This window comes from Teichococcus aestuarii (genome assembly GCF_042651065.1).
GTDB lineage: Bacteria > Pseudomonadota > Alphaproteobacteria > Acetobacterales > Acetobacteraceae > Pseudoroseomonas > Pseudoroseomonas aestuarii.
The window spans coordinates 31,808-47,759 of sequence record NZ_JBHSCH010000012.1; the positions used below are offsets into that span (position 1 = coordinate 31,808).

13 protein-coding genes are annotated in these 15,952 nt (G+C 70.7%); 11 read left to right on the forward strand and 2 right to left on the reverse strand.

Going from position 1 to position 15,952, the window contains the following annotated elements:
- The first annotated feature begins 21 nt into the window (after positions 1-21).
- From ACFOY6_RS07445 to ACFOY6_RS07490, 10 genes are all read left to right on the forward strand, one after another.
- Positions 22-3,729 (forward strand): nitrate reductase subunit alpha, encoded by a 3,708-nt coding sequence (locus ACFOY6_RS07445; RefSeq protein WP_379649888.1) that lies wholly within the window; start codon positions 22-24, stop codon positions 3,727-3,729.
- Positions 3,729-5,246: a nitrate reductase subunit beta gene (gene narH, locus ACFOY6_RS07450; RefSeq protein ID WP_379649890.1), complete on the forward strand. Its 1,518-nt coding sequence runs from the start codon at positions 3,729-3,731 to the stop codon at positions 5,244-5,246. The genes ACFOY6_RS07445 and narH overlap by 1 nt, the downstream gene beginning before the upstream one ends.
- Entirely contained in the window at positions 5,246-5,926 is a 681-nt protein-coding gene (narJ, locus tag ACFOY6_RS07455; protein ID WP_379649892.1) for a nitrate reductase molybdenum cofactor assembly chaperone, read from the forward strand. Before narH ends, narJ begins: the two co-directional genes overlap by 1 nt.
- A 13-nt stretch (positions 5,927-5,939) precedes the next feature.
- Positions 5,940-6,725: a respiratory nitrate reductase subunit gamma gene (gene narI / locus ACFOY6_RS07460; protein WP_379649894.1), complete on the forward strand. Its 786-nt coding sequence runs from the start codon at positions 5,940-5,942 to the stop codon at positions 6,723-6,725.
- Positions 6,726-6,728: 3 nt separating this feature from the next.
- A complete protein-coding gene (locus ACFOY6_RS07465; RefSeq protein ID WP_379649896.1) occupies positions 6,729-7,556 on the forward strand; it encodes a peptidylprolyl isomerase in 828 nt (275 codons plus the stop codon).
- Positions 7,557-7,570: 14 nt separating this feature from the next.
- Positions 7,571-7,876 (forward strand): hypothetical protein, encoded by a 306-nt coding sequence (locus ACFOY6_RS07470; RefSeq protein ID WP_379636964.1) that lies wholly within the window; start codon positions 7,571-7,573, stop codon positions 7,874-7,876.
- Positions 7,873-9,135 carry a molybdopterin molybdotransferase MoeA gene (locus tag ACFOY6_RS07475; RefSeq protein WP_379649898.1) on the forward strand — a complete coding sequence of 421 codons (1,263 nt, stop codon included), beginning with the start codon at positions 7,873-7,875 and terminating at the stop codon, positions 9,133-9,135. The genes ACFOY6_RS07470 and ACFOY6_RS07475 overlap by 4 nt, the downstream gene beginning before the upstream one ends.
- On the forward strand, positions 9,132-9,638 hold the full coding sequence (locus ACFOY6_RS07480) for a group III truncated hemoglobin (RefSeq protein ID WP_379649900.1): 507 nt from the start codon (positions 9,132-9,134) through the stop codon (positions 9,636-9,638). The genes ACFOY6_RS07475 and ACFOY6_RS07480 overlap by 4 nt, the downstream gene beginning before the upstream one ends.
- Positions 9,635-10,165: a molybdopterin-guanine dinucleotide biosynthesis protein B gene (gene mobB, locus ACFOY6_RS07485; RefSeq protein WP_379636968.1), complete on the forward strand. Its 531-nt coding sequence runs from the start codon at positions 9,635-9,637 to the stop codon at positions 10,163-10,165. The genes ACFOY6_RS07480 and mobB overlap by 4 nt, the downstream gene beginning before the upstream one ends.
- A gap of 151 nt (positions 10,166-10,316) precedes the next feature.
- On the forward strand, positions 10,317-11,003 hold the full coding sequence (locus ACFOY6_RS07490; RefSeq protein WP_379649902.1) for a carbonic anhydrase: 687 nt from the start codon (positions 10,317-10,319) through the stop codon (positions 11,001-11,003).
- Positions 11,004-11,175: 172 nt separating this feature from the next.
- Here ACFOY6_RS07490 and ACFOY6_RS07495 read toward each other — a convergent pair whose 3' ends face one another.
- Positions 11,176-12,000, reverse strand: a complete 825-nt coding sequence (locus ACFOY6_RS07495) for a universal stress protein (RefSeq protein WP_379636972.1) — start codon at positions 11,998-12,000, stop codon at positions 11,176-11,178.
- A gap of 1,071 nt (positions 12,001-13,071) precedes the next feature.
- Positions 13,072-14,925, reverse strand: coding sequence for a dihydroxy-acid dehydratase (ilvD, locus tag ACFOY6_RS07500; protein ID WP_379649904.1), 1,854 nt, complete (start codon positions 14,923-14,925; stop codon positions 13,072-13,074).
- A gap of 100 nt (positions 14,926-15,025) precedes the next feature.
- On the opposite strand from ilvD, the gene ACFOY6_RS07505 reads away from it, so the two are divergent.
- Positions 15,026-15,934: a LysR family transcriptional regulator gene (locus ACFOY6_RS07505; protein ID WP_379649906.1), complete on the forward strand. Its 909-nt coding sequence runs from the start codon at positions 15,026-15,028 to the stop codon at positions 15,932-15,934.
- Positions 15,935-15,952: the final 18 nt, after the last annotated feature.

Below are 15,952 nucleotides of genomic sequence, written 5' to 3' on the forward strand. Positions count from 1 at the left end.
CATACCGCAGGAAATCCAGGGATGAGCCACTTCCTTGACCGGCTGACCTTCTTCCGGAAGCAGGTCGACACCTTTGCCGACGGCCACGGGGTGGTCACCAACGAGCCGCGCGCCTGGGAGGACGGCTACCGCAAGCGCTGGCAGCACGACAAAGTCGTCCGCTCGACGCATGGGGTGAACTGCACCGGCTCCTGCTCGTGGAAGATCTACGTGAAGGGCGGCATCGTCACCTGGGAGACGCAGCAGACGGACTACCCGCGCACGCGCCCGGACCTGCCGAACCACGAGCCGCGCGGCTGCGCCCGCGGCGCCAGCTATTCCTGGTATCTCTACTCCGCCAACCGCGTGAAGCACCCGATGGTGCGCGGCCGCCTGCTGAAGCTGTGGCGCGAGGCGCGGGCGATCCGCACCCCCGTCGCCGCCTGGGCCTCGATCGTGGAGGATGCGGAGAAGCGCGCGAGCTACACGAAGAAGCGCGGCCTGGGTGGCTTCGTGCGCGCGGGCTGGGACGAGGTCAACGAGATCATCGCCGCCGCCAACGCCTACACCGCCAGGACCTATGGGCCGGACCGCGTGATCGGCTTCTCGCCGATCCCGGCGATGTCGATGGTCTCCTACGCCGCCGGCTCGCGCTACCTGTCGCTGCTCGGCGGCGTCTGCATGAGCTTCTATGACTGGTACTGCGACCTGCCGCCCGCCAGCCCGATGACCTGGGGCGAGCAGACCGACGTGCCGGAGAGCGCCGACTGGTACAATGCCGGCTACCTGATGCTCTGGGGCTCCAACGTGCCGCAGACGCGCACGCCGGACGCGCATTTCTACACCGAGGTGCGCTACAAGGGCACCAAGAGCGTCGTCGTCTCGCCCGACTACGCCGAGGCCACCAAGTTCGCCGATCTCTGGCTGCACCCCAAGCAGGGCACCGACGCGGCGCTGGCGCTGGCCATGGGCCATGTGATGCTGCGCGAGTTCTACCTCGACCGCACCGTGCCCTATTTCGACGATTACGCCCGCCGCTACACCGACATGCCGATGCTGGTGCGCCTGGTGCGGCAGGGCGACCGCTACGTGGCCGAGCGCCTGCTGCGCGCCGACGACTTCGTGGACGGGATGGGCGAGGCGAACAACCCCGCCTGGAAGACGGTGGCCTTCGACGCCGCCGGCAATCCGGTGGTGCCGAACGGCTCCATCGGCTTCCGCTGGGGCGAGCAGGGCAAGTGGAACCTGGAAGCCCGCGAGAGCGGCGGCGCCGATGTCACCCTGGCGCTGACGCTGGCGGGGCATGGCCCCACCGCGCGCGTCGCCTTCCCCTATTTCGGCGGCGCCGCCACCAACGGCTTCACGGCGACCGAGCACCCGGACGTGCTGGTCCGCAACATCCCCGTGCGCAACCTGCAACTGCGTGACGGCGAGGCGCTGGTCACCACCGTCTTCGACCTGCTCTGCGGCAATTACGGGCTGGACCGTGGCTTCGGCGGCGGCCATGTGGCGCATTCCTACGACACGGACGAGCCCTTCACCCCCGCCTGGGCGGAGCGCGTGACGGGCGTGCCGCGGCACCAGATCATCCATGTGGCACGGGAATTCGCCTCCAACGCGGAGAAGACCAAGGGCCGTTCCATGGTCATCCTCGGCGCGGGGCTGAACCACTGGTACCACATGGACATGGCCTACCGGGGGATCATCAACCTCCTGGTCTTCTGCGGCTGCATCGGGCAATCCGGCGGCGGCTGGGCGCATTATGTGGGGCAGGAGAAGCTGCGGCCGCAGACCGGCTGGGCGCCGATCGCCTTCGCGCTGGACTGGAGCCGCCCGCCACGGCAGCAGAACTCCACCTCCTTCTTCTACGCCCACACTGACCAGTGGCGCTACGAGACGCTCGGCGTCTCCGAGATCCTCTCGCCCACCGCGCCCGAGGGCGACTGGAGCGGTGCACTGATCGACTACAATGTCCGCGCCGAGCGGATGGGCTGGCTGCCCTCCGCGCCGCAGCTCCGGCAGAACCCGCTGACCATCGCGGCCAGGGCGCGCGCGGCGGGGATGGAGCCCAAGGACTATGTGGCGCAGGCCGTGCAGTCCGGCGAGCTCGAGCTCTCCTGCCAGGACCCGGATGATCCGGCGAACTGGCCGCGCAACATGTTCGTCTGGCGCTCCAACCTGCTGGGCTCCTCCGGCAAGGGGCACGAGTATTTCCTCAAGCACCTGCTGGGCACCAGCCATGGCGTGCTGGGCAAGGATCTGGGCGAGGAAGGGCACGAGACGCCGCGCGAGGTGCGCTGGCACGACAAGGCGCCCGAGGGCAAGCTGGACCTGCTGGTGACGCTGGACTTCCGCATGTCCACCACCTGCGTCTACTCGGACATCGTGCTGCCGACGGCCACCTGGTACGAGAAGAACGACCTCAACACCTCCGACATGCACCCCTTCATCCACCCGCTCTCCGCGGCGGTGGACCCGGCCTGGGAGGCGCGCTCGGACTGGGAGATCTACAAGGGCATCGCCCGCAGCTTCTCCGAGGTGGCGCCCGAGGTGCTGGGAAAGGAAACCGACGTCGTGCTGACGCCGATCCAGCACGACACGGCGGGCGAGTTGGCGCAGCCCTATGACGTGCAGGACTGGAAGACCGGCGCCGTGCCGCCCATCCCCGGCCGCACCATGCCGGCCGTCAGTATCGTCGAGCGCGACTATCCGGCACTGTACGAGCGCTTCACCTCGGTGGGCCCGCTGCTGGAGAAGCTCGGCAATGGCGGCAAGGGCATCGGCTGGGACACCCGGCACGAGGTGGAGTTCCTCCGTGCGCTGAACGGCACCGCGCCGAACGGCCAGCCCAGGCTCGACGCCGATCTAGACGCCATCGAGGCCATCCTGAGCCTGGCGCCGGAGACGAATGGCGAAGTGGCGGTGAAGGCGTGGGAGGCGCTCGGCCGCTTCACCGGCCGCGACCACGCGCATCTCGCGCTCCCCAAGGAGGACGAGAAGATCCGCTACCGCGACGTGCAGGCGCAGCCGCGCAAGATCATCTCCTCCCCCACCTGGTCGGGTCTGGAGAGCGAGAAGGTCTGCTACAACGCCGGCTATACCAACGTCCATGAGCTGATCCCGTGGCGGACGCTGACCGGGCGCCAGCAGCTCTACCAGGACCACCTGTGGATGCGCGGCTTCGGCGAGAGCCTCGTCACCTGGCGCCCGCCGGTGGACACCAAGGCCGTGGCCCCGGTGCGCGGCCGGCACGGCAACGGCAACACCGAGATCGTGCTGAACTTCATCACGCCGCACCAGAAGTGGGGCATCCACAGCACCTATTCCGACAACCTGCTGATGCTGACGCTGAACCGCGGCGGCCCGGTGATCTGGATGAGCGAGGAGGACGCGAAGCGCGCCGGCATCGCCGACAATGACTGGGTGGAGGCCTACAACGCCAATGGTGCGCTGGTGGCGCGGGCGGTGGTCTCGCAGCGCGTCAATCCGGGGATGGTGATGATGTACCACGCCCAGGAGAAGATCGTGAACATGCCGGGCAGCGAGGTCACCGGCCAGCGCGGCGGCATCCACAACTCCGTCACCCGCGCGGTGCTGAAGCCGACGCACATGATCGGCGGCTACGCGCACCAATCCTACGGCTTTAACTACTACGGCACGGTCGGCGCCAACCGGGACGAGTTCATCGTCATCCGCAAGATGAACAAGGTGGACTGGCTCGAGGATACCGCCGCGAAGGAGATCGTGTGATGAAGGTTCGCGCGCAGATCGCGATGGTGCTGAACCTCGACAAGTGCATCGGCTGCCACACCTGCTCGGTGACGTGCAAGAACGTCTGGACCAGCCGCGAGGGCGTGGAATACGCCTGGTTCAACAATGTCGAGACCAAGCCCGGCATCGGCTACCCGAAGGACTGGGAGAACCAGAAGCGCTGGAAGGGCGGCTGGGTGCGCCGCGAGGACGGCCGGATCGAGCCGCGCATCGGCGCCAAGTGGCGCGTGCTGAGCAAGATCTTCGCCAACCCCGACATGCCGGAGATCGACGACTATTACGAGCCCTTCACCTTCGACTACGAGCACCTGCAGAAGGCGCCCGAGGCGAAGGCCATGCCGACCGCCCGCCCGCGCTCGCTCATCAGCGGGCAGCGGATGGAGAAGATCGAGTGGGGTCCGAACTGGGAGGAGATCCTGGGCGGCGAGTTCAGCAAGCGCAGCCAGGACGCCAATTTCGAGGGCGTGCAGAAGGAGATCTACGGCGCCTTCGAGAACACCTTCATGATGTACCTGCCGCGGCTGTGCGAGCACTGCCTCAACCCGGCCTGCGCGGCGGCCTGCCCCTCCGGCGCCATCTACAAGCGCGAGGAGGACGGCATCGTCCTAATCGACCAGGACAAGTGCCGCGGCTGGCGCATGTGCGTCTCCGGCTGCCCCTACAAGAAGGTCTATTACAACTGGTCTTCCGGCAAGTCGGAGAAGTGCACCTTCTGCTTCCCGCGCATCGAGGCAGGGCTGCCCACGGTGTGCTCCGAGACCTGCGTCGGCCGCATCCGCTACCTCGGCGTGGTGCTGTATGATGCCGACCGCATCGCGGAGGCGGCCTCGGTGCCGGACGAGGGCGATCTCTACGAGGCGCAGCTGAAGGTCTTCCTCGACCCCGCGGACCCGCGCGTGCAGGCCCAGGCGCGGCTGGACGGCATCTCCGACGCCTGGCTCGAAGCCGCGAAGCATTCGCCCGTGTGGCGCATGGCGATGGACTGGAAGATCGCCTTCCCGCTGCACCCCGAGTACCGCACCCTGCCGATGGTCTGGTACGTGCCGCCGCTGAGCCCGATCCAGTCCGCCGCCGCCAAGGGCGACCTCGGTGCCGTGGGCGGCATCCCGGACGTGGCGTCGCTGCGCATCCCTGTCGAGTATCTGGCGAACCTGCTGACCGCCGGGCGCACGAAGCCCGTGGAGCTGGCGCTGGAGCGGATGCTGGCCATGCGCGCCTACATGCGCGGCAAGACCGTCGATGGCGTGCTGGACGACAGCCTCGCCGAGCGTGTCGGCCTGACCGGGAACGACATCGAGGCGATGTACCGGCTGATGGCCATCGCCAATTACGAGGACCGCTTCGTCATCCCCACCGCGCACCGCGAGACGGGGGAGGATGCCTATCAGCTGCGCGGCTCCTGCGGCTTCTCCTTCGGCGATGGCTGCTCGGGCAAGACCGGCTTCAGCCTGTTCGGCGGCAAATCTGCCGGCAAGACCCCGATGGAGGTCGAGTGATGGCCCGCACCTATCGCGCCCTCGCGGCACTGCTCTCCTACCCCACCGAGGCGATGCGGGCCGCCGTGCCGGAGATCGCCGCCGCGCTCGAGGCCGAGGCGATGCTGCCTGAGGCTTCCCGCACCGCGCTGGCGGCCCTGCTGCGGGATTTCGCCGCGCAGGACATCTATGCGCTGCAGGAGCGCTACGTAGACCTGTTCGATCGCGGCCGCGCCGTCTCGCTGCATCTGTTCGAGCATGTGCATGGCGAGAGCCGCGACCGCGGCCAGGCCATGGCCGACCTGATCGGCCTCTACGCGCAGCACGGGCTGGAGATGGCGCCGGGCGAGCTGCCGGATTTCCTGCCGCTCTTCCTGGAGTTCCTCTCCCTGCTGCCGGAGGCCGAGGCGCAGGCGCTGCTGGCCGAGCCGGCCGCCATCCTGCGCGCGCTGGCCGGGCGGCTGGCGGCGCGCGATGCCGGCTATGCGGCGGTGATGGAGGCGGTGGCCACGCTGGCGCGGGCGCCGGCTACCGGCGCCTCGGCCATCCCGGACGAGGACCCGGACGATCTCGCCGCGCTCGACGCGGCCTGGGAGGAGGCGGCCGTCCGCTTCGGCCCCGGAGAGGCGCTGGACGGCTGTGGAACGGACCGGCTGCGCACCCGCCTGCGGGCGGCGACGCGCGATGCCGCGGCGGCCTGAGGAGGCACACACCATGGGCAACTGGATCAACAACGCCCTGTTCGGCTGGTATCCCTATGTCGCGCTGGCGGTCTTCCTGCTGGGCAGCCTGCTGCGCTTCGACCATGGGCAGTACACCTGGCGCGCTGGCTCCAGCCAGCTGCTGCGCCGGAAGCAGCTGCGGCTCGGCTCCAACCTCTTCCACCTCGGCATCCTCGTCATCTTCGGCGGCCATCTGGTGGGGCTGCTGACGCCCGTGGCGGTGTTCGACGCGCTCGGCATCGGCCATGGCTTCAAGCAGGGCATGGCGATGCTGGTGGGCGGCATCGCCGGCATCGCCTGCTGGGCAGGCATCGCGCTGCTGGCGCACCGGCGGCTGCTGGACCCGCGCATCCGCGCCACCTCCAGCGTCAGCGACACCGCCATCCTGCTGCTGCTCTGGGCGCAGCTGACGCTCGGCCTGCTCACCATCCCTGTCTCCGCCCAGCATATGGACGGGCATGAGATGGTGAAGTTCATGACCTGGGCGCAGGGCATCGTGACGCTGCAGCCCGGCGTGGCGGCGGAAGTCGCCGATGTCAGCCTGATCTTCAAGCTGCACCTGTTCCTCGGCATGACGCTGTTCGTCGTGTTCCCCTTCACCCGGCTGGTGCACGTCTGGAGTGCGCCCGTCTGGTATCTGGGCCGCACCGGCTACCAGGTCGTCCGCACGCGGCGCCCGGTGGCTCGCGCCATGGCCGATGCCGCGCCGGCCGTGGCCGGCAGCACCGGGCGGAAGCCCGTGGCCGAGGTGCCTGCCCTGCCGGCCGGGGGGAACTGAGCCATGCGCCGCGTCACCCTCCGCGAGGCGGCGCCGCCGCCGCCTGCCGTCGCCGTCAATGGCCATGTCATCGCGCATGCCGCCATCGCCCAGGAGGTGCAGCACCATGCCGGGGAGAGCGCCCGGCAGGCCTGGGATGCCGCCACGCGGGCGCTGGTCGTCCGTGCGCTGCTGGCGCAGCGCGCCCGGGCCCTGGGCGTGGTCGCCGCGCCCCAGCCGGGCGAGGGCCCGCGCGAGACGGAGGAGGAGCGGCTGATCCAGGCCCTCCTCCAGGCCGAGATCCGCACGCCGCAGGCCGATGAGGCGGCCTGCCGCCGCTACTACCAGGCCAACCCCGCCCGTTTCCGCGCCCCTGACCTGTTCGAGCCGGTGCACATCCTGTTCAAGGCCGCGCGCGAGGATGCCGCCGCCCATGCCGTGGCGGAGGCGCGGGCGCGCGCGGTGCTGGCCGAGGTGGCAGGCCACCCGGAGCGCTTCGAGGCCCTGGCCCGCGCCCTGTCGGACTGCCCCTCCGCGGCCGAGGGCGGCCGGCTGGGGCAGGTCGCGCGCGGCGAGACCACGCCGGAATTCGAGGCCGCGCTGCTGGCCCTGCGGCCGGGCGAGACCTGCGCCGCGCCGGTCTGCACCCGCTACGGCGTGCATGTGCTGCGGCTGGAGCGGAAGGTGGAGGGACAGGCGCTGCCCTTCGCGCAGGTGCGCGCGACGATCGCGCGCTACCTGGAGGAACATTCCTGGCGCCGCGCCGTCGCGCAGTATGTCGCCCTGCTGGCCGGGCAGGCCCGGATCGAGGGCTTCGACATGCCGGGCGCGGCGACGCCGCTGGTGCAGTGAGGAAAGGGGCCGCCATGCTCGGCGCAATTCTCGAGGGCCTGACCGATCCCGGCCGGGCCGAGGCGTTCCTCGCCATCGTCGGCCCCTCCGCGCTGCGGGAGCGCGTCGGGCAGGCGGCGCGGGCGGAAGGCGTGGCGGCCGGGCCGCTGCTGGCAGAGAGGATCCGGCACCTGGTGGAGCATGGCGGCGAGGAGATCTGGCTGGACCTGATGGGCGCCATGGCCGCCTCGCCGCAGCCCGCCGCCGCCGCGGTGGAGCGCCTGCTGCGCCAGGCCTTCCCCGATCCGGTGCGCGTCCGCATCACGCGGGTGCCGGCATGAACGCCATCACCCCCGGCTTCGCCCGCGCTGACCTCACCTGCCCCGGGGGCGGCATGCCGTTCGAGGAGGCGCGGGCGCGCGTCCTGGCCCTGGCGGCGGCGCCTCTGCCCGCCGAGACGGTGCCGCTGGAGGCGTGCTGCGGCCGCATCGCCGCCGCCCCCCTGCAGGCCCGGCTCGACCTGCCCCGCTTCGACCAGTCGGCCATGGATGGCTACGCCATCGCCACGGGCGCGGCCCTGCCGGGCGCCTGGCTGCCCGTCGCCGGCCGGACGGCGGCGGGCGAGGCGCCGGGATGGCTGGCGCCCGCCACGGCCCACCGCATCCTCACCGGCGCGCCGCTGCCGGAGGGGGCGGACGCGGTGATCGCGCAGGAGCATGTCGTCCTGCGGGAGGGTTTCATCCAGCTGGCCGGGCTGCCGGCGCCCGGCACGAACCTGCGGCGCCGTGCCGAGGACATCGGCGCGGGCGAGGTGCTCATCCATCCCGGCTCGCGGCTGGACTGGCGGCACGTCACCCTGCTGGCCGCGCAGGGCGTGGAGGCCGTCCCGGTGCGGCGCCATCCCCGGCTGGTGCTGCTCTCGAGCGGGCGGGAACTGCGCGGGACAGGCCAGCCCCTGGCGCCCGGGCAGATCCATGATTCCAACGCGCCCATGCTCCGCGCGCTGCTGCGGAGCTGGGGCGTGGCGGTGCAAAGCCGCCCGGCCGTGGCCGACGAGGCCGGCGCCATGCGCGATGCCTTGCACGCGGCCGCGGGCGAGGCCGACCTCGTGCTGACCACCGCCGGCATCTCGGTGGGCGACGAGGACCATGTCCGCGAGGCGCTGCGGGCGCTGGGCGGCGAGCTGGCGGTGCTGAAGGTGGCCATGAAGCCGGGCAAGCCGCTGGCGGCGGGGAGGATCGGCGATGCCCTCTTTCTCGGCCTGCCGGGCAACCCGCAGGCGGCCCTGGCCGGCGCGCTGGCTTTCCTCCGCCCGCTGCTGGCCCGCATGGCGGGGACGCCGGCGCCCCGCCCCGTGGTGTCGCGCGCCGGCTTCGCCCTGCGCCGCAGGCCGGGGCGCGCCGAGTTCCTGCCCGTCCGCCTGCACAGCCGCGACGGCGTGCTGGAGGCGGCGCGCACGGGGCCGGACGGCTCCGGCCGGCTGTCGCCCCTGCTGGGCGCGTCCGGCCTGGCCTTCCTGGAGGCCGGGCTGCAGGAGCTCCGGCCGGGGGATGCGCTGGACGTGCTGCCCTTCGGCGCGGAAGGGGAGGCGCTGGCATGAGCGGCCCGACGCACGGGCCGGAAGGCCCCGCAACCCGCGCCGCCGCCCTGATCGCTCGCCGGATGGCGGCAGCCCCTCCGGCGCCACGCCCGGCAGGGCTGGACGAGGCCATGCTGGAGCGGCTGCTCCGCGCCTTCTACGCCGAGGCGCGGCGCGACAGGCTGCTCGGCCCGCTCTTTGCCGGGGTCACGGACTGGGAGGCCCATATCGCCCGGCTGCGCGATTTCTGGTCCTCGGTGGCGCTGATGAGCGGGCGCTACCACGGCCAGCCCATGGCCGCGCATGCGGCGATGGAGTTGCGGCCGGAACACTTCGCCCAGTGGCTGGCGCTCTTCGGGCAGACGGCGGAGGCGGTCTGCGGACCTGCGGCGGCGGCCTACCTGATGGAGCGCGCGCACCGGATCGCCCGCAGCCTTGAGCTGGGCATGGCCGTCCACCGAGGGGAGCTGCCACGGGTGGCCCACCGGGCGGCGGCTTCAACACTGGAGATACCCTCGCCATGAAAGTCTTCGGGATCATCGGCGGCTGCGCTGCCAAGGCAGGGCTGGCGCGCAACCTCGTCGCCGAGCTGTCGGCGCGGGGGCTGCGGGTCTCCACCATCAAGCACGTGCCGGACGATGTCGACCTCGACAGGCCGGGCACGGGCAGCTGGGCGCAGCGCGAGGCCGGCGCGCAGGAGATCATCCTGGCCAGCGGCACGCGCCAGATCCTGATGCGCGAATTGCCGGCGATGGAGGCGGAGCCGGATGTCGATGCCCTGCTGGCGCGGCTGCTGCCGGTGGACGTGGTGCTGCTGGAAGGCTTCCGGCTCTCGCCCTACCCCAAGCTGGAGGCCGTGCGGGCGGGGCAGGACCGGCGTCTGCAGGCAATGGACGACGCCTCGGTTTGCGCCGTCACCGGCAGTGCGCCGGTGGCAGCGCCCGTGCCCTTCCTCCCCTCGTCCGACATCGGCGCGCTGGCAGATTTCGTGCTGGCGCAGGCGGCCGAGGCCTGCCGGGCACCGGGCCTGCCTGCCGTTGCCCCGGCCTAGGAGCGGTATCGTCATGGCACGGAGCAGCCACTGGCCTGACGCCTGCGATTGCAGCCAGCCCGGCCGGGCATTGCCTCCTTCCGCCGGCGGCCCGGCGCCGGGCAGCGCCGCCTGCGCCTCGCCCGCCGGCCATGCGGCGTTGCGTCGCCTGGTGAGCGGCTTCAACCGGTTCCGGCACCAGCATTTCGAGGCGGATGAGGAACTCTACAGCCGCCTGCTGGAAGGCCAGCATCCGGAAGTGATGGTCATCGCCTGCTCGGACAGCCGCACCGACCCTGCGATCATCTGCGGCGCGCGCCCCGGGGACTTGTTCGTGGTGCGCAATGTCGCCGCCCTGGTGCCACCGCCGACGCCGGACCGCCAGCCCCATGGCACCGCCGCAGCCATCGAGTTCGGCGTCAGGGCGCTCGGCGTGCGCCATGTCGTGGTGCTGGGCCATTCCTTCTGCGCCGGCATACGCTGCCTGCTGGAACATGATCACGGGGCCGGGCGCTTCGAGTACGTCTCGGACTGGGTCGATGTGGTACGGACGGTGCGCGAGGAGATGGAGGGTCTGGTCACCGAGGCCGACCATGCTTCTGTCGCGCGCCAGGCTGAGCAGGCGGCAATCCTGGCAAGCCTACGGAACCTTGCGGCCTATCCCTTCGTTGCCGAGCGTGTGGCGCAGAGGAACCTCATGCTGCACGGCTGGTACTTCCATTTCGGATGGGGGGTGCTTCAAGCGGCCGCCGGCCCCTGCGGACCGTTCATGCAACTCGATCCGGAGGAGCCGCCACGGCCGGCCATATGCGCCTCCGGCATGGAGGGCCCGGCGGGTGTGGCAGCCCGAGGAATTTGACGCCCGGCCTTCCATGATCTGCAGGCGATGACGATGGGCTGGGTGCCTATCGAGGCACATCCCGCCATTGTTCATGGCAGTGGAGAAATCAACGCGGCCGCCCGGTTTCTGGCCTCCGCTCGGCCCAGAGCGACCGGGCGGACCAAGCCAGTGGATCGACCGGCCGACAATCCTACGCTGCCACCAGCGTGGGTAGTGCGGGGCCCTGGTCGAGCAGATCCATCGTCGCGCTGCCGAACACCAGATTGTGCAGAGAAGCGTGGCGAACGGCCCCCATCACCAACATGTCGGCCTGGATCTCGCGTGCAACATCCATGACGGCGTGAACCACGCCGCGGCGGCCTCGTTGGACGGGGCGGAAGGTTGCGTGCGCACCGTGACGCGCCAGCAGATGCACCAACTCGACCCCAGACTGGCCGGGCCGGAACTCCTTGTCATCCGTGACGCTCACAACGGTCACCTCTTCCGCGCGCTTGATGAACGGAAGCGCTCCGTGGACCGAGCGAACCGCCGCAGGCGAAGCATCCCAGGACAGGATGACGCGCGAGGGGTAGGAGGAAGCGGCGTGGCCGGGCGGCACGAGCAGCAGCGGCCGCCCGGACAAGAAGATTCCGCCGGACACGACGAAGCGCTTACCGATATCGACGCCCGGGCCGAACGACGCGATTCCAAGGTCGCTGACCCGCATCTGGTCAGCAAGGACTTCACCGACCCCGTAGGCGAAGTTGCTGCGGCCACGCACCTCGAACCGGATTCCCCGCGAATCCAGAACCTTCTGGACATGCGCGGCCACCCTCTCCTCGCGGGAAATGAGGTCCTGATCAGTCAGGAAGGTCGTGTCCGCGCCGGATGCGTCGCGAAACGCGCCTGCTCCGAACACGAGTGCGGTCACATGCGCGGCGTGGGCCTCGGCGATCGACATCGGCAGCGCAAGGCATGCGTCCACTGCTTCCGAAGCGCCGGGTTCGACATGGAGCGCAATTGTCGTGATAGCCACGGTATCTTCTCCTCGGGATTGACGCGGCTCCTGTGCACCGCCCTTCTGCGAAGTGGGCACGCACACGGAAGCAGGCTGATCTTGGCAGCGGCGCCATCTGCCAGTCGGACCAGACCTGACCGTTACCGTTGCCTCATCGTAGGCCGGGTTCCGCGGAGCAGCCTCCAGGACGCTTACGCCTAGATGCATTCAATGATGCTCAAGCGGCATTGATGCATGTCAATCGCTCATTCCCATGCTCCGCCGATGGCGGAAGCAGAGCCTGGAGTGGCCCCTGTTTCGGCGGGGCATCGGACATAGCCGCCGATGGCGCAGGCTTACGCCTATGCCGGCCGACCCGGCGCGCGTACAAATCATAGCCGGCTGCGACCGCGACAGTGCCGGGCAGAAGCTCCGGGCTTGCAAGGGTGTGAAGCGCCGCTTCACAGCAGGCTGGAGGCGGGCTCCATCGAGGAAGCCTTCTAGCGGGTCGGACCGCAAGGAGGCCTGCTGCCGCAGGGATTCGTGCTGCCGCCGGATGGCCCCCGGCGAAGCCCGCCGCCAAGGCCCGCAGCCCCCGAGGATGCCTGGACGAGTCCGACGCCGCCTGCGACTGCGGCGAGCGGGTCCGGGTGGCGTTCACCCTCGGCTGCCGCGGCCGGGAAGCCGTCCCCTTCGCCGATCCTGCCGGCGGCATCGACCCCGGAGCATGCCCGCAACCTGATGGTGGAGGCGGCCAAGCGCCGGTTCGGCCACATCAGCCCCGCCGGACCCGGCCGAATGCTCCGGCAGTCACGGGAACTGCGACATCGCCCGCGACATCTCGCGGATCACGCCGCCCAGAGCCCGCAGAGCAACAGCATGGCGAAAGCCTTCGTCCGGACCTTGGCGTGACGACGCTCGCCTCCGGCCCGGATTCCCAGGCTGTCCTCCACGCACTTCCGGCCTGGTTCACCCACCCGACGAGGCCACCCGTACAGCGCGCTCGGAGGCCGCCCCCTCACGGTTCACCGGTGCCACGTCAACGACATGACCCTGTCCGAGCATGCGGGGATGACAACACCGCCGGTGCCGTGGTGCCGGAGTAGCGGATCATCGCCGCCTCTGCTGCTCCACGTCGCGCACCGCGCCACGGGCGGCGCTTGTGGTCAGCGCCGCATAGGCCCGCAGCGCCGCGGAGACCGGCCGGTCCCGGTTCACCGGCTGCCAGGCCTGGGCTCCCCGCGCCTCCATGGCCGCGCGGCGTTGTTCCAGTTCCTCCTGGGGCACAGCCAGGCGGATGGCGCGGTTCGGGATGTCGATCTCGATCCGGTCGCCATCCTGCACCAGGCCGATCAGCCCGCCTTCCGCCGCCTCGGGCGACACGTGGCCGATCGACAGGCCGGAGGAGCCGCCGGAGAAGCGGCCATCGGTGACAAGCGCGCAGGCCTTCCCCAGCCCCTTCGACTTCAGGTAGCTGGTCGGGTACAGCATCTCCTGCATCCCCGGTCCGCCCTTCGGCCCCTCGTAGCGGATCAGCACCACGTCGCCCGGTACGATACGGCCGCCCAGGATTCCCTCCACCGCGGCGTCCTGGCTCTCGAAGATCCGCGCCGGCCCGTCGAAGACCAGGATCGAGGCATCGACGCCCGCCGTCTTCACGATGCAGCCATCCTCCGCGAGGTTGCCGTAGAGCACGGCGAGGCCGCCATCGCGCGAGAAGGCATGCTCCGCGTCGCGGATCACCCCCGCCGCGCGGTCGAGGTCCGGCGCATCCCAGCGGGCGGACTGGCTGAAGGCCTCGGTGGTCGGGATGCCGCCGGGGGCCGCGCAGAAGAACTCCCGCACGCCGCGGCTCTCCGTGCGCTTCAGGTCCCACCGCGCGAGGGCCTCGCCCATGGTGGCGGCGTGCACCGTGCCGACATCGCGGGAGATCAGCCCGGCGCGGTCCAGCTCGCCCAGGATGCCCATGATGCCGCCGGCGCGGTGCACGTCCTCGACATGCACATTGGCCACCGCCGGCGCCACCTTGCAGAGCACCGGCACGCGGCGCGAGAGGCGGTCGATGTCGCGCATGGTGAAGTCGATGCCGCCTTCCTGCGCCGCCGCGAGCAGGTGCAGCACGGTGTTGGTGGAGCCGCCCATGGCGATATCCAGCGTCATCGCGTTCTCGAAGGCGGCGAAGGTCGCGATGTTGCGGGGCAGGGCGGCGGCGTCGTCCTGCTCGTAGTAGCGGCGGGCGAGGTCGACGATCAGCCGCCCGGCCTCCAGGAACAGCCCGCGCCGGTCCGCATGGGTGGCCACCACCGTGCCGTTGCCGGGCAGCGCCAGGCCCAGCGCCTCGGTCAGGCAGTTCATGGAGTTGGCGGTGAACATGCCCGAGCAGGAGCCGCAGGTCGGGCAGGCCGAGCGCTCGATCACCGCCACCTCGGCGTCGGTGATGTCGCTGTCGGCGGCGGCGATCATCGCATCGACCAGGTCGACCGAGCGGCGGACGCCGCGATGGACGACCTTGCCCGCCTCCATCGGGCCGCCGGAGACGAAGACCACCGGGATGTTCAGGCGCATCGCCGCCATCAGCATGCCGGGCGTGATCTTGTCGCAGTTGGAGATGCAGACCAGCGCGTCGGCGCAATGCGCGTTGACCATGTATTCCACGCTGTCGGCGATCAACTCGCGCGAGGGCAGGCTGTAGAGCATGCCGCCATGGCCCATGGCGATGCCGTCATCGACGGCGATGGTGTTGAATTCCTTCGCCACGCCGCCGGCGGCCTCGATTTCCCGCGCCACCAACTGGCCGAGGTCCTTCAGGTGCACATGGCCGGGCACGAACTGGGTGAAGGAGTTGGCGATGGCGATAATGGGCTTGCCGAAATCGCTGTCCTTCATGCCGGTCGCGCGCCAGAGGCCGCGCGCCCCCGCCATGTTGCGGCCATGGGTGCTGGTGCGGGAGCGGTAGGCCGGCATGGGGAACCCCGAATCTGTTGAGCGGCGCAGCGGTAGCTTGCCGCGTTCAGACTGTGAAATATATTTTAGGGGCCCGATTAAGTCGCAAGGCGTATCACCGATGGACGTCCGGCAACTCCGGCATTTCGTGACCGTGGCGGAGACCCTGCATTTCGGCCGCGCGGCGGAGCGCCTCGGCATGACGCAGCCGCCGCTCAGCCAGTCCATCCTGTCGCTGGAGCAAGCGCTGGGGGCAGCGCTGTTCACCCGCACGAAACGCACCGTCTCCCTCACGCCGTTCGGCGCGGCATGGCTGCCCCATGCGCGGGCCGCGCTCGAGCGGATGAACGCGCTGCCGGAGATCGCCCGGCGCCTGCGCGAGGGCGAGGCGGGGCGGCTGGAGCTCTCCTTCATCAGCACGGCGGATTACAGCATCCTCCCCGACCTGGTGCGCCGCTACGCGCAGCTCTGCCCCGGCGTCGAGATCGTGCTGACGGAGGCGACCAGCGACGTCCAGATCGCCGCCCTCCTGGCCGGGCGGCAGCATGCGGGCCTGATCATCCCGCCATCCGGCATGGCGCTGCCGGAGGCGCTGCGCTACCGGCCGCTGGTGTCGGAGCCGCTGGTCATGGCCCTGCCCGAGAGCTGGCTGCGGGAGGGGCGCCTCTCCCTCGCCGCCGGGCGCCTGCCGCCGGAGGCGCTGGCCGGGCTTCCCCTGATCATCTTCCCGCGCCGCTCGGCGCCGGTCTTCCATGATCTCGTGACCGGCTATTTCGCCGCGCATGTGGGCGGCGCCCATGTGGTGCAGGAGGCGATCCAGATGCAGACGATCATCAGCCTCGTCTCGGCCGGCATGGGGGTCGCCATGGTGCCGGCCTCGCTGCGCAACCTGGCGCGGGCGGGGGTGCGATACGTGGACCTGGCAGGGCCGGCGCCCTGCCTGGAGACCGGGATCGTCTGGCGGGCCGGCGACACCTCCCCGACCCTGGAGCGCTTCCTCGCGGTCGCGCAGGCGGGCGCGGTGCCCTGACCGCGCCCTGGCGCCGCG

Excerpts from the sequence above, each read along its gene's own strand:
- ACFOY6_RS07480 (WP_379649900.1), top strand. The coding sequence starts at position 9,132 with ATGAGCGGCCCGACGCACGGGCCGGAAGGCCCCGCAACCCGCGCCGCC.
- ACFOY6_RS07470 (WP_379636964.1), top strand. The coding sequence starts at position 7,571 with ATGCTCGGCGCAATTCTCGAGGGCCTGACCGATCCCGGCCGGGCCGAG.
- ACFOY6_RS07445 (WP_379649888.1), top strand. The coding sequence starts at position 22 with ATGAGCCACTTCCTTGACCGGCTGACCTTCTTCCGGAAGCAGGTCGAC.
- ilvD (WP_379649904.1), bottom strand. The coding sequence starts at position 14,925 with ATGCCGGCCTACCGCTCCCGCACCAGCACCCATGGCCGCAACATGGCG.
- narI (WP_379649894.1), top strand. The coding sequence starts at position 5,940 with ATGGGCAACTGGATCAACAACGCCCTGTTCGGCTGGTATCCCTATGTC.
- narJ (WP_379649892.1), top strand. The coding sequence starts at position 5,246 with ATGGCCCGCACCTATCGCGCCCTCGCGGCACTGCTCTCCTACCCCACC.
- mobB (WP_379636968.1), top strand. The coding sequence starts at position 9,635 with ATGAAAGTCTTCGGGATCATCGGCGGCTGCGCTGCCAAGGCAGGGCTG.
- ACFOY6_RS07465 (WP_379649896.1), top strand. The coding sequence starts at position 6,729 with ATGCGCCGCGTCACCCTCCGCGAGGCGGCGCCGCCGCCGCCTGCCGTC.
- ACFOY6_RS07505 (WP_379649906.1), top strand. The coding sequence starts at position 15,026 with ATGGACGTCCGGCAACTCCGGCATTTCGTGACCGTGGCGGAGACCCTG.
- narH (WP_379649890.1), top strand. The coding sequence starts at position 3,729 with ATGAAGGTTCGCGCGCAGATCGCGATGGTGCTGAACCTCGACAAGTGC.
- ACFOY6_RS07475 (WP_379649898.1), top strand. The coding sequence starts at position 7,873 with ATGAACGCCATCACCCCCGGCTTCGCCCGCGCTGACCTCACCTGCCCC.